At 65.0% G+C, this 13,180-nt stretch carries 12 protein-coding genes; 7 read left to right on the top strand and 5 right to left on the bottom strand.

Annotated features, from left to right (window positions below):
* Positions 1 to 36: 36 nt before the first annotated feature.
* The 4 genes from AXW84_RS09270 to AXW84_RS09255 all read left to right on the top strand — a co-directional run bounded on the left by AXW84_RS09270 (position 37) and on the right by AXW84_RS09255 (position 5,071).
* Positions 37 to 786 carry a hypothetical protein gene (locus tag AXW84_RS09270; protein ID WP_068231809.1) on the top strand — a complete coding sequence of 250 codons (750 nt, stop codon included), beginning with the start codon at positions 37 to 39 and terminating at the stop codon, positions 784 to 786.
* Between the two features lie 47 nt (positions 787 to 833).
* Positions 834 to 2,510, top strand: a complete 1,677-nt coding sequence (locus AXW84_RS09265; RefSeq protein WP_068231806.1) for a S8 family peptidase — start codon at positions 834 to 836, stop codon at positions 2,508 to 2,510.
* 105 nt (positions 2,511 to 2,615) lie between these two features.
* Positions 2,616 to 4,343, top strand: coding sequence for an acyl-CoA synthetase (locus tag AXW84_RS09260; RefSeq protein WP_068231803.1), 1,728 nt, complete (start codon positions 2,616 to 2,618; stop codon positions 4,341 to 4,343).
* 65 nt (positions 4,344 to 4,408) lie between these two features.
* Positions 4,409 to 5,071 (top strand): carbonic anhydrase, encoded by a 663-nt coding sequence (locus AXW84_RS09255; RefSeq protein ID WP_068231798.1) that lies wholly within the window; start codon positions 4,409 to 4,411, stop codon positions 5,069 to 5,071.
* Here AXW84_RS09255 and aspA read toward each other — a convergent pair.
* The gene (gene aspA / locus AXW84_RS09250; protein ID WP_068231795.1) at positions 5,061 to 6,467 is read right to left on the bottom strand and encodes an aspartate ammonia-lyase; all 1,407 of its coding nucleotides are present in this window, start codon (positions 6,465 to 6,467) and stop codon (positions 5,061 to 5,063) included. The genes AXW84_RS09255 and aspA overlap by 11 nt on opposite strands.
* 297 nt (positions 6,468 to 6,764) lie before the next feature.
* Between aspA and AXW84_RS09245 the strand changes: the two genes are divergently transcribed.
* Positions 6,765 to 7,088, top strand: coding sequence for a hypothetical protein (locus tag AXW84_RS09245; protein ID WP_068231792.1), 324 nt, complete (start codon positions 6,765 to 6,767; stop codon positions 7,086 to 7,088).
* 58 nt (positions 7,089 to 7,146) lie between these two features.
* Here the strand turns inward: AXW84_RS09245 and AXW84_RS09240 are convergent, their stop codons facing one another.
* Positions 7,147 to 8,709, bottom strand: a complete 1,563-nt coding sequence (locus AXW84_RS09240; RefSeq protein WP_068231788.1) for an NAD(P)/FAD-dependent oxidoreductase — start codon at positions 8,707 to 8,709, stop codon at positions 7,147 to 7,149.
* A gap of 161 nt (positions 8,710 to 8,870) precedes the next feature.
* Between AXW84_RS09240 and AXW84_RS09235 the strand changes: the two genes are divergently transcribed.
* A complete protein-coding gene (locus tag AXW84_RS09235) occupies positions 8,871 to 9,404 on the top strand; it encodes a DUF2911 domain-containing protein (RefSeq protein WP_068231785.1) in 534 nt (177 codons plus the stop codon).
* 80 nt (positions 9,405 to 9,484) lie between these two features.
* On the opposite strand, the gene AXW84_RS09230 is transcribed toward AXW84_RS09235, so the two are convergent.
* The 3 genes from AXW84_RS09230 to AXW84_RS09215 all read right to left on the bottom strand — a co-directional run bounded on the left by AXW84_RS09230 (position 9,485) and on the right by AXW84_RS09215 (position 12,225).
* Entirely contained in the window at positions 9,485 to 9,913 is a 429-nt protein-coding gene (locus AXW84_RS09230) for a hypothetical protein (protein ID WP_157886905.1), read from the bottom strand.
* Positions 9,914 to 10,108: 195 nt separating this feature from the next.
* Positions 10,109 to 10,528 carry a hypothetical protein gene (locus AXW84_RS09225; protein WP_068231780.1) on the bottom strand — a complete coding sequence of 140 codons (420 nt, stop codon included), beginning with the start codon at positions 10,526 to 10,528 and terminating at the stop codon, positions 10,109 to 10,111.
* Between the two features lie 710 nt (positions 10,529 to 11,238).
* Positions 11,239 to 12,225, bottom strand: a complete 987-nt coding sequence (locus AXW84_RS09215; RefSeq protein WP_068231777.1) for a tryptophan 2,3-dioxygenase family protein — start codon at positions 12,223 to 12,225, stop codon at positions 11,239 to 11,241.
* 155 nt (positions 12,226 to 12,380) lie between these two features.
* Between AXW84_RS09215 and sdaAB the strand changes: the two genes are divergently transcribed.
* Positions 12,381 to 13,061: an L-serine ammonia-lyase, iron-sulfur-dependent subunit beta gene (gene sdaAB, locus AXW84_RS09210; protein ID WP_068231774.1), complete on the top strand. Its 681-nt coding sequence runs from the start codon at positions 12,381 to 12,383 to the stop codon at positions 13,059 to 13,061.
* The last annotated feature ends 119 nt before the right edge of the window (positions 13,062 to 13,180 follow it).

Raw genomic sequence — 13,180 nt, 5'->3', positions numbered from 1 at the left:
TTATTCGTTGTTCTGTTGCCTATTCTACCGATTGCTATGCGTTTACGCTACCCGCTCCTGAGCGCCGCCGGGGCCCTGCTGGCCCTGGCCGGGTGCCGCACCCAAGACTCGCCCGCGCCCGATTACGGCAACGCCTACTACCCCGTGGCCGTGGGCACCTACCGCGCCTACCAGGTGGTGGACACGACCTGGAACAACTACGTGCGCACGGTGGGCACGCCCTACCAGCTGCGCGAGGCCATCACGGGCACCTACGCCGATGCCGCCGGCCAGCTGGCCTACCGCGTGGAGCGCGCCCGCCGCGCCACCACCGCCGACGCCTGGGTGGCCGATAGCGTGTTTGCCCTGAGCGTGAGCACCAACGCCGTGGTGCTGAACCGCGGCAACAAGCGCACCGTGGAGGCCGTGTTCCCGGCGCGCACCGGCCGCATCTGGAACTTCAACGCCTTCAACAACAACTCGGCCGACACGGTGAGCGCCACTACCCGCAGCTACCGCCGCGTGGGGGCCCCCTACACCACGGCGGTGCTCGGCGGCACGGCCCGGGCCTACCCCACGACGGCCACCGCCGTGGACACGGCCCTGAACAATACCAACGTGTACGAAGACAACCTCTACTACCTGCGCACCTACCAGCAGGTGCTGGCCCAGGGCGTGGGGCCCGTGCTGCGGCGGCGGCGGCGCTTCGAGTACACCGGCGGCACGAGTGGCGCGCTGCCGGTGCCGGGCCAGGTATTTAAAGGCTACATCCACCGCGAGACGCTGATTGATGCTGGTAGCCTATAAGTTGCACTTTTGCTAAATTTATCTTTCTGCTTGATTCTGTGAAGTATATGCGTGTGTATTGGGTGCGGGCCCTGGCCCTGGTAGCGGCGGTGCTGATTGGTGAAACGGCCCCCGCCCGGGCCCAGGGCACGGTACGCCGCCACCTGGTGTACTTCCGCGACAAGGCCGGCACGCCCTACCGCGTGGACCAGCCCGAGGCCTTTTTGTCCGCCCGCGCCGTAGCGCGGCGGCAGCGTCAGGGCATTGCCGTGGCCGCCCGCGACCTGCCCGTGAGCCCCGCCTACCTGGCCCAGGTCCGGGCCGTGCCCGGGGCCCAAATCGTGTACCCCTCGCGCTGGCTGAACGCCGTGCTGGTGGCCTGCGACTCAGCAGTGCTGGCGCAAGTGCAGGCGCTGCCCGCCGTGCGCCAGGCCACCACCCTCAGCCGAGGGCCCCGCCCGGCGGCTCCGGTGTGGGCCCCCGCCCCGGCCCAAACCAGCCAGCAAACCTACGAGGTGGGCACCCGCCCCGACTACGGCCGCACCTTCGCCCAGGACCAGCTCATCGGGGCCGTGGCGATGCACGACGCCGGCTACAAGGGCGAGGGCATGCAGATTGCCGTGTTCGACGCGGGCTTTCCGGGGGTTAACGCGGCGGGGCCATTCCAGCCGCTCTTTGCCGAGCAGCGCGTGCTGGGCACCCGCAACTTTGTGGACGGTGGCCGGCAGGTGTACCTGCGCGGCAGCCACGGCACCAGCTGCTTGTCGCTGCTGGGCGCCGAGCAGGCCGGCGTGTTCGTGGGTACGGCGCCGCGCGCGTCCTACCACCTGTGCATTACGGAAGACACGGGCTCGGAGCGGCCGGTGGAGGAAGCCAACTGGCTGGCCGCCGCCGAGTACGCCGATTCAGCGGGCGTCGACGTCATCAGCTCGTCGCTGGGTTACACGTCCTTCGACCCGCCTGCTGAGTCCCACACCTACGCCGACCTCGACGGACGCACGGCCCTCGGGTCGCGGGCCGCGGCGCTGGCCGCCCGGGCGGGCATGCTCGTGGTAAGCGCCGCCGGCAACGAGGGCGCCAACGGCTGGCGCTACGTGGCAGTGCCGGCCGATGCTGACTCCATCATCTCGGTAGGGGCCGTCGACTCGCTGCGCCGCCACGCCAGCTTCAGCTCGTACGGGCCCACGGCCGACGGGCGCATCAAGCCCACGCTGGCGGCCATGGGCGTGGCCAGCGCCGTGGTGACGGCCAGCGGGGCCGTGGTGCGCGGCAACGGCACCTCCTATGCCTGCCCCGAGTTGGCCGGGCTGGCGGCGGGCCTCTGGCAGGCCCACCCGCGGCTCTCGGCCCAGCAAATCATCCTGGCCCTCACGCGCACGGCCTCGCAGAGCGGGGCCCCCGACAACGTGCTCGGCTACGGCATCCCCGATTTTGCGGCCGCCGATGCCTACGCCGCTACCTTGGTGCCGCCCGTGCCGCTGGGCCCCGTGCCCGCCCGCGTGCAGCTCTACCCCAACCCCACGCACACCGGCCAGCTGCTGCTGGTGCTGCCCAAAGAGATGCAGGACAAGGCGTTGGAGGTGCGCATTATCGACGCGCGCGGGGCCGTGGTGCGCCGCGTGGCCCTGGCGCCCGCCGGAACCCAGGAAGTGGCCCTCGACGCCGGGACCTTGGCCAAGGGCACGTACCTGTGCGAGGTGCGCGGCGGTGGCCAACAGCAAACCGTGCGCTTCGTGCAGCAGTAGCTGGGCAGGATGAACGGGAATAGGACTAAATAATAGTAACATAGTCCAATATCGTGGGCGCGGAGTGGTGCGTACTGTCGGCTTGCAGCACATTCCGCCCGCCCCATGCAAGATTACTTTCAGCATTTCCAGCGCCTGGCCCGGGCCGGTGCCTACGCCGGGCTGGCCCAGTGGCCGGTGCCCAAGCCGGAGTTTTTCAACTGGACCGCCGAGATTTTTGAAGGTTTGCACGTGGCCGCCCACCCCGGCAAGGCCGCCCTCGTGCTGGTGGGCGACGAGGCGGGGGCCCCGGCCCAAAGCTTTAGCTACGGCGAGCTGAGCGGCCGCGCCAACCGGCTGCTCAACCACTGGCGCGCCGGGGGCGTGGGCCCCGGCCAGGCCGTGCTGCTGATGGTGCCGGCGGTGGCCGAGCTGTGGCTCACGTACCTGGCCGGCATCAAGGGCGGGCTGGTGCTGGTGCCGGTGGCCACCCTCCTCACGGTGCCCGACCTGGTCTACCGCTTCGGCCACCTGCTGCCCGCCGTGGTGGTGGCCGACGCCGAGAACGCCGAAAAAATTGACCGCGCCGAGCAACTGCTGGGCCAGCGCATTGGACTGAAAATGCTGGTGGGCCCCGCGGTGCGGCCCGGCTGGGTGGGCTTCGGGGCCACCGACGACCAGCCCGCGGAGGCCGCCGCCGCCGCCACCCGCACCGACGACCCGCTGTTTATGTTCTTCACCTCGGGCACCACAGGCCTACCCAAGGTGGTGGTGCACACCCACTTCTCGTACCCGGTGGGCCACCTGAGCACGGCCGCCTGGATTGGCCTGCGGCCCGACGACGTGCACTGCAACGTGGCCCAGGCCGGGTGGGCTAAGTTTGCGTGGAGCAGCTTTTTTGCGCCCCTGAGCGTGGGGGCTACGCTGCTGGTGCACCGGCCGGCCGGCAAGTTTGCGGCCGGGGCCCTGCTGCGGGTGCTGGCCCAGCAGGGCGCCACCACGTTTTGCGCGCCGCCCACGGTGCTGCGCCTGCTGATTCTGGAAGACCTGACGCAGTACGCGTTCGGTTTCCGCGAGTGCGTGAGCGCGGGCGAACCGCTTAACCCCGAAGTCATCGATGCCTGGCAACGGGGCACTGGCGTGCTCCTGCGCGACGGCTACGGCCAAACCGAGAGTACCGCCATGGTCTACAACCTGCCCGGGAGTACGGTGCGGCTGGGCTCAATGGGCCTGCCCTCGTTCCTGTACGACGTGGTGGTGGCCAACGACGAAGGAGTGGAATTACCGGCGCTGGCCGAGGGCCACATCGCCGTGCGGATGCACCCCGAACGGCCCAACGGCATCTTCAAGGAGTATTTCGGCGAGCCCGAGCGGGCGGCCACCGTGTTTCGCCACGGCCTGTACTACACCGGCGACAAGGCCTACCGTGACGCCGACGGCTACGTGTGGTTCGTGGGCCGCGACGACGACGTCATCAAGTCCAGCGACTACCGCGTGGGGCCCTTCGAGGTGGAAAGCGCCCTCGTTGAGCACCCGGCCGTGGTGGAAGCCGCGGCCGTGGGCTCGCCGCACGCCATCAAGGGCTACGAAATCAAAGCATTTCTGCTTCTGCGCCCCGGCGTGGAGGGCTCGCCGGCCCTGGCGGCCGAGCTGTTCGCTTTTTGCCGCGAACACCTAGCCCCCTACAAAATGCCGCGCATCCTGGAGTTCGTGCCCGAGCTGCCCAAAACCACCAGCGGCAAAATCCGCCGCGTCGAGCTGCGCGCCCAGGAGGCGCAGCACCGCCGCCTGGGGGCCGCGCGCCTGCACGAGCACTTCTATGGCAAACTGGCCCCCGAAAGCAGTCCAAGCTAAGGCCGGCCAGGCGACGCCGGGGCCGGTAGCTGCGTCAATTTTATCGGTTCTAACCCCTTTTGGACATGATTCCTTACGAAACGCTCTTCGAAAACAACCGCCAGTGGATTGCGCAAAAAACCGCCGGTAACCCAGCTTATTTCGCGGAATTAGCCAAAGCGCAAACCCCGGATTACCTCTACATCGGCTGCAGCGACAGCCGGGTGACGGCCGAAGAACTCATGGGGGTGGGCCCCGGCGAAGTGTTTGTGCACCGCAACATCGCCAACCTGGTGAACAACATCGACTTCAACGTGATGTCCGTCATCGAATACGCGGTCAAGCAGTTGCGGGTGAAGCACATCATTGTGTGCGGGCACTACAACTGCGGCGGCGTGCAAGCGGCCATGGTGCCGGAAGACCTGGGCATCCTCAACCCGTGGCTGCGCAACATCCGCGACGTGCACCGGCAGCACGCCCCGGAGCTGAGCGCCATTGCCGACCCGCAGGAGCGCTACAACCGGCTGGTGGAGCTGAACGTGCGCGAACAGTGCGTCAACGTCATCAAAACCGCCGTGGTGCAGCTGGCTTACTTGGCCGACGGGTACCCGGTGGTGCACGGGTGGGTGTTCGACCTCCACACGGGGGCCCTCATCGATTTGAACATCGACTTTGACGGCATTTTGAAGGGCATCCGGGACGTTTACAACCTGGAGAACCCTTCGCCCGGGGCCCCACCTACTGCATAAACACGGGCCGGATCAGGTTCTCGAACGTGAAAATCTCGTCCCACTTGGCCTGGGTGAGCAGCTGGCGCTCGGTCACGGCAATGTCGTGTACCGACTTGCCGGTGGCCAGGGCCTCCTTGGCGATGCTGGCGCTGGCCTCGTAGCCCAGCACGGGGTTGAGCTGCGTGACGATGCCAATGCTGTTGTGGACCAGGGCCGCGGCGTGCGCGGCGTTGGCCGTGATGCCCACCACGCACTTCTCGCGCAGCGCGTCGCAGGCGTTGGTGAGGTAGGAAATGGCGGTGAACAGGGCGAAGGAAATGACCGGCTCCATCACGTTGAGCTGCAGCTGGCCCGCCTCGGCGGCCATCGTCACCGTGAGGTCGGCGCCGATGACGTAAAACGCCGTTTGGTTCACCACCTCGGGCACCACCGGGTTCACCTTGCCCGGCATGATGCTGGAGCCCGGCTGCAAGGCCGGCAGGTTAATCTCGTTGATGCCGCACCGGGGCCCCGAGCTGAGCAGGCGCAAGTCGTTGCAAATCTTGCTGAGCTTCACTGCCGTGCGCTTGAGCACGCCCGAGAGCTGCACGTAGGCCCCCGTGTCGTAGGTGGCCTCGATGAGGTCGCCGGCCAAGCTCAAATCCAGGCCTGTGACGGCGCGCAGGTGCTGCGTGACGAGGCCCGCGTAGCCGGGCGGCGTGTTCACGCCGGTGCCGATGGCGGTGGCCCCCATGTTGATTTCCGAGATGAGCCGGCGCGAGTCGTCGATGCGCAGCAGCTCCTCGCGCAGGTTGGTGGCGAAGGCGTGGAATTCGTCGCCCATGCTCATCGGCACGGCGTCTTGCAGCTGGGTGCGGCCCATTTTCAGCACGTTGTGGAACTCCGCGCCCTTGGCGGCGAAGGCCTCGGCCAGGGCCCCCAAGGCCTCGCGGTAGCCCACCAGCTTGTTGTTGAGGGCGATGCGGAAGGCGGTGGGGTAGGCGTCGTTGGTGCTCTGCGAGCAGTTCACGTGGTTGTTGGGGTGGCAGTACTGGTACGCGCCCTTGGCGTGGCCCAGCGCCTCCAGGGCCACGTTGGCAATCACCTCGTTGGCGTTCATGTTCACCGACGTGCCCGCCCCGCCCTGAATCATGTCGGTCAGAAACTGGTCGTCGAACTCGCCCGCCGCCACCCGGTCGCAGGCCGCCACAATAGCGTCGGCAGTGGCTGGGTCCAGCACGCCCAACTCCTTGTTGGCCAGCGCAGCGCCTTTTTTCACGTAGGCCAGCGCCTGCACGAACAGCGGCTCGGAGCGAATGGGAATGCCCGTGATGCGGAAGTTTTCCAGCGCCCGCAGCGTCTGGATGCCGTAGTACACGTCGTCGGAGAGGGCGCGCTCGCCCAGGAAATCATGCTCAATGCGGGAAGTGCTCATGCTAAAAGGGGAAGGGTAGGAGGAAAGATTACCGGTAGTACTCCTACGCAAAACCGCTCCCGGCTACCCAATTATTAGCTGGTTATTAGCTGGGCCGCGCGGCGGGTAGCGGGCCGTTGGGCCCCGGGGGCTTAATGAGGAGTGGCTAAGCCAATAGGGGCTTGTTTTACTAAAATAATTAGCCATTAATTTTTGCATTACTAATATTATTATGAAAATAATCTGCTAAATTAGCGTTCCCGCGCACGAAATTCGGGGCAATCTGGTTAGCAAACCGTACTACTAATTCTGCGCGTTATGCTGCAAATGATGATTACCAAGCGCATCGGGCGCCGCCAGTTTCACTTCACGGTGCAAGGCAGCAACTTCCACGAAACCGTGGCCGAGTACGACCGCTTGAGCTTCCCCGACGTGGCCGCCTGCGGCCTGTGCGGCTCCGACAACCTCGACCTGACGAGCCGCGTGGCCCAGGGCAAGTTCAAGTACACCTCGGTAAAGTGCTTAAGCTGCCGCGGCGACCTGACCTTCGGCAAGATGGAGCGCGACGACCAAACCGTGTTCCTGCGCAAGAAAGACAGCGGCGAACTGGACTGGCGCGCCTACGAAAAAGCGGAGAAATAGGGCCCCGCGGCCGGGGACCCTAGGGGTTTCCCTTGGGGCCCCGGCCGCGGGGCCGCGCCTACCATTGGGCAGCAATGGCCTCGGCCACCCGCTCGCCGTCCATGGCGGCGCTCACGATGCCGCCGGCGTAGCCCGCGCCCTCGCCGCACGGAAACAGGCCCTGCACCACCGGGTGCTGCAAGGTGTGCTGGTCGCGCGGGATGCGCACCGGGGCCGAGGTGCGGCTTTCCACGCCCACGATTTGGGCGGCGTTGGTGGCGTAGCCGGGTATTTTGCGGCCGAAGCTGGCGAAGCCCTGGCGCAGGCGCTCGGCCAGCTGGGGCCCCAGCACGTCGTCCATGCGCACCGCTACCAGGCCGGGCTGGTACGAAGTTTCGAGCAGCTGGGCGGAAGGTTTTTTCTTTAGGAAATCGCCGAGCAGTTGGGCGGGGGCCCGCTGGGTGCCGCCGGCCGCCTGGCAGGCGCGCTGCTCCAGCGCCTGCTGGAAGCGCAGGCCGGCCAGGGCCCCGTGCTGGGTTACGTCAAGGTCCTCCAGCTCCACGGCCGCCACGATGCCCGAGTTGGCGAAGCGCGAGTCGCGGCGGCTGGGGCTCATGCCGTTCACCACCACCTCGCCGGGGGCCGTGGCCGCGGGCACAATGAAGCCGCCCGGGCACATGCAAAACGAAAACACGCCCCGCTGGCGCCCCTGCACCTCGGTTTGCTGCACCAGGGCGTAGGAGGCGGCCGGCAGCAGCCCGCGCTCGGGCCGGCGGTACTGGGCGCGGTCAATCAGCTCCTGCGGGTGCTCCACGCGCACGCCCAGGGCAAACGGCTTGGCCTCGATGAGCACCCCGCGCTGGTGCAGCAGCTCGTAGATGTCGCGGGCCGAGTGGCCGGTGGCCAGCACCGTGGCGTCGGCGGTCAGGGCTGCGCCATCGGCCAGCACCACGCCGCGCAGCTGGTTGTTTTCCAAGATAAAATCCGTCACCCGGGCCCCAAAGCGCACCTCGCCGCCGGCTTCGGTAATGGCCTCGCGCAGGGCCCGCACTACGTCGGGCAGCTTGTTGGTACCGATGTGGGGGTGGGCATCGACCAGGATATCGGGCGTGGCGCCGTGCTGCACCAGGCGGCGCAGCACGCGGCCCACGTCGCCGCGCTTGGTGGCGCGGGTGTAGAGCTTGCCGTCGGAATACGTGCCCGCACCGCCCTCGCCGAAGCAGTAGTTCGAGTCGGAGTCCACGGTCTGCTCCTTGTTGATGGCCGCCAGGTCACGGCGGCGGGCGCGCACGTCCTTGCCGCGCTCCAGCACGATGGGCCGCAGGCCCAGCTCGATGCAGCGCAGGGCGGCAAACAGCCCCGCCGGCCCGGCCCCCACAATCAGCACCGTGCGCCGGGCGCCGGCCACGCCCGGGTACTGAAACCAGGGCCCGAACAACTCGCGCGGCGGGGCCCCGGTGTACACTTCGGCCCGCAGGCGCACCAGCGGCTGCCGGCCGCGCGCGTCGATGGAGCGGCGCAGCAGGTGCACGAAATCGGCCTCGCCGGGCCGCAGGCCGGCTTGGCGCAGAATAGCTTCGTAGCGGGCAAATTCATCAAAGGCCACCTCGGGCGGCAGCAATATTTCCAGTTCTTGTTTCACGGGGCGGGGCGGAAGGTGGTTATCCTTCTAACGGGTGAATGCAGGCGCAAAGGTCGGCACCCGCGGCGGAAGTTGGGGCCCCGGGCGCGGCCGGTTTCAAACCCGCGCCCGCGCCCGTACCTTGGGGCCCTATTCGTTCCACCTACTTTTTTGTTCGTTTTATGCAAACCCGTTTTTTCGCGCCGACCCTGGGGGCCCTGCTCTTCGTTGTGGCCGCCGCCCAGGCCCAGGACGCCAAGCCGCCGGAGGATAAGTCCAAGCGCCCCAGCCCGCCGGCCACCGCTACGGCCGTCGTGAACGGCACCACCGTCACCATCGACTACAGCCGCCCCTCACTGAAGGGCCGCAAGGCGTTCGGGGAGCTGGAGCCATACGGCAAGGTGTGGCGCACGGGCGCCAACGAGGCCACCACCTTCACGGTGGACAAGCCGGTGAAAATTGAGGGCAAAACGCTGCCCGCTGGCAAGTACGGCCTCTTCACCATTCCCACCGCCACCACCTGGACGGTCATTTTCAACAAAGTGCCCAACCAGTGGGGCGCCTTCAAGTACAAGGACGCCGACGACGCACTGCGCGTAACCGTGCCGGCCAAGAAGCTCGCTGCCCCGGTCGAGGTGTTTGACATCACGGTCGACAAAGCCGGCAAAGTGGCCATGAAGTGGGACACAACTGAGGTGGACTTCACCGTAAAATAGGGCCCCGGGCGTTCTTTTTGACGCAAGAAAAAAGCGCCGGCCCGCAGTGGGTCGGCGCTTTTTTTGGGACTTCGGCGAAGCTATTTCACGGTCACCGTGTCGGTCAGGAACAGGGTACCGTCGGTGGTGCGCGTGAATTGCACCAGATACTTGCCGGCCTGCTTGGCCGTGAAGTAGTACGAAAGGGCCCGGGGCGCGGCCGTTTCGCCGGTGCAGGCGCACTTGGCGTAGTAGCCCACCGGCCGCACAAACAGTGTGGTACTGCCCGTGCCCGCTGGCGTCTCCTGAAATTGCCGCAACTCGATGCAACTGGGCGTACCCAGGTCCACCATGGTCTTGATTTCGAACGGCACGCCCACCTTGGCCGTGCCAGTGGTAGGAGCCGTAACGACAGCGGCAAAAAACTCGGTTTCAGCGCAGGCGTCGTCGCTTTTTTTGCAGCCGGCCAGTTGCCCGGCCGCTGCCAAAGCGAGGAGGAATCGGGCCCTAAGGGTAAAATTTATTCGCATAACGAAAAACGAAGTAATAACTATATATAAAAAAATAGCCTGGTGACGTTTGCGCCGCTGCAAGGTTAACGCCCTGTGCACCCAAAACTGTTCTCCCCAGCCTGTGCCGGCACAGGCTGGGGAGAACAGTTTTGGGTGCCAAACAGTGACTGAGCTACCTGAACAGAATAAGGTAGTTTAGCATAATCTCTTAATTCACTGGGTAAGTAAAAACTCCCCGTAATTCTGGTGCGTGTCTTCGTTGGTTAATAGCACCCGCAAAGCATCTTTCTTGTAATCATAGCGCCCCGTAGGCAAGGTAGAATAATTAATCTGCTGCGCCCCGTGGGGAGGAAGTAAGGTCGTGTGATCATTGGCGATTAGCACGTAACGGGCCCCCGTGTAGCGCCTGATTTGAAACCGGTAACGCACTTTCATGGTGTCCGGGTTATGAAACACGATGGCTACCAGGTCCTGGGCGGGGCCGTACTTAGAAGGGACAACCAAGTGCAGGCGTGTTGTTGGGCTATGCCACCCGTCATCGGCACCGGCCTGGCGGGCGTCCAGGTCGGTTTTTGACTTGGCACACCCGCTGAGCAGCAGCCACCCAATTGTAATGGCAAACCGTACATTCATCGGCTATAAGAGAACAGAATATACCGGTCGCGGCTACAGTTTCAGCGTAGTCCTGATTCGTGCCGGATTAATTAGTGAGTAGAAAATCCCCGTAAAACTCCTGGGTGTCCGAGTTAGTGAGTACTACGTGAATAGCATCTTTCCCGTAAACGAATTGTCCAGTGGGCAAGGTAGAGTAATTAACTTGTTGGGTTTCGCTAGGTTTTAACAGCCGCGTTTGGGCATCAGCAATCTGCACGTAGGTTGCCCCAGTGTAGCGCCGTATCTGGAAATGGTACTGTGTTTTGCCCACGTCGGGGTTGCGAAAAATGACCGCCACCGAATCCTGCGATGGGCCGTATTTGGACGGTACAACCAGTTGGAGCCGGGTGGAGGGACTGGGGTACCAAGTCGGGTCTACCCTGTAAGGATTGTTATCGGTTGACGATTTTGAACAGGAAGCGAGGGCAAGCAGACCTAGCAATAATACGTATGAGGGTTTCATGAGGACTACAGACAATATTTGTGAATAGTGGATTAATAAAGCAGCACGGAGCGCCAACGCGTGGGTAGCAAAATCCGTGCAAACCGGCTAACGAAAAACAACCGTAAGGGTTTGGGCGGTGTGCTGGGGGAGCGAAAGCCGTGTATAGCAGAAGGTAAAGCGGGCGCGGTTTTAATTGGCAGCGCTCCACGAGTCTCAGCGTTTTATTTGTTTTGCTCTGGCAAATTTACTCGTTCGTTTCCGCCAGCGCGGTTTCCACCCAGCCTTTGCCCCAGTCTTCCAGCTCCTGGGTGCTCCAGAGGGCGGGGTAGAAAATGCGGCGCTGGAACTTGGGTGGCAGGTAGCTACGCCAGTTGGTGCCGCCGGTGGCGGCTACGTCGGTGGGGTCGCGCTGGAGGTAGCGCACCGCCGACTTGAAGTGCATCAGGGGCCAGTTCACGTTCACGCTCACGTCGAGCTGGCGCAGGGCCCGCACCAGGCGCGGGTGGCGCTGCTCGGCGGCGGGCAGGCGCTGCACCACGGCCCACACGTTGCGCTGCTCGTAGGCCTGGGCGTGGGCCACGAGCTGGGCCGTGTACTTGCGCTCGAACTCCACCAGCGTCAGGGCCTTGGCGCCGGTTTCTTCCACCGTGGCGCCGGCTTTCCAGTAGATGCAGCCGAAGAGTTGCTGGTGGTCGGGGCTTTGGCCCAAGGCCAGGCGCTGCTCCTCGTCGGTGAGGTTTTCGAGGGCCGTGCTGGCGATTTCGATCAGGCGGTACTGCACGCTCTGGAAGCCCGAGGCCGGCAGCAGGGCCATGCGGAACGCCAGGAACTGCGGCTTGTCCATGCCGTCCACCATCACGTCGAACGAGTCGATTAGGTTCTCAAAGTAGCGGTTGATGCGGCCCACGCGCAGCACCACTTCGCCCAGCGTGGGCGCGGCCAGGGCCCCCAGCTGCTCGTACTCGCAGAGGCAGAGCTTGAAGTACAGCTCCGTGATTTGGTGGTACATGATGAAGATGCGCTCGTCGGGCAGCTTCGTGAGCGGGCGCTGGAGCGAGAGCAGGGTGTCGAGCTCGATGTAGTCCCAGTAGTTGACGTAATCGGCGCGGTACAGGCCTTCGAGGTAGGCGGCCAGGTCCTGGCCGTCGGCGGCGTACTTGCTTTGCAAGCGGCGCAGCTGGGCCAGCACGGCGGGCGAAAATTCGTCGGAAGCAAGCGGGTCGGTGGCCATGGCAAGGGAGAAAGGGGCCCCAAAAATACCCCGCGCCCGGCGGCCGGCCGACCCGCCGTAGCCGCGCCGATTACATCCGGTATTTGCTATATATACGCGGAGCATCAAATGACCCGGTGCCCGTCCGGCCGCTGGGCCCTACTTTTGGCGTTGCTATGGCAGAGAAATCCAGTATTTTCGACATGATTGGGCCGGTGATGATCGGGCCCAGCTCGTCGCACACGGCCGGGGTCGTGCGCATCGCGCGGGCCGCCATCCGCATCCTGGGGGCCGTGCCCACCGAGGCGGTGGTCACGTTCTACAACTCGTTTGCCCGCACCTACGAGGGCCACGGCTCCGACCGCGCCATTGTGGCCGGGCTGCTGGGCTACCCGCCCGACGACGTGCGCATCCGCACGGCCTTCGACCACGCCGCCGAAGCCGGCCTGCACTACACGTTCCAGAGCGTGGGCAACGCCTCCACCATGCACCCCAACACCATCAAGCTCAACCTGCTCGACGGGGCCACCGGCCGCCGGGTGGAGGTGGTGGGCCAGAGCCGCGGGGGCGGCGTGGTCCGCATCGTGGAGGTCGACGGCTTCCCGGCCGACTTCTCCGGGGCCCTGCATACGCTCATCGTCGACGCCCGCGACGAGCCGGGCTCCATCGCCTTTATTGCGTCGGTGATTGCGCACGACGAGTGCAACATCGCCACCATGTTTGTGAGCCGCAAGGGCAAAAACGACGCCGCCCGCCAGTTCATCGAGATGGACAGCCCGGTGAAAGACCTGACCCTGGCCTACTTGCGGGCCTTGGGCTGGGTGCAGCACATCACTTATATCCCCACGCTGGAATAGCCAACGCGGGTGCTCCGCACTGTTTATATACTCTGCTGAATTACAAGTAGATAAGTTATTCAAGCATTCGTCCCGGTAATACGTTCTCCCTGGGTTTCGATTACCGGCCCGTTGCGGGT

Source organism: Hymenobacter sp. PAMC 26628, assembly GCF_001562275.1.
Classification (GTDB): domain Bacteria; phylum Bacteroidota; class Bacteroidia; order Cytophagales; family Hymenobacteraceae; genus Hymenobacter.
The sequence above is the reverse complement of the archived record's forward strand: the minus strand, read 5'-3'. Positions and strand labels throughout refer to the sequence as shown.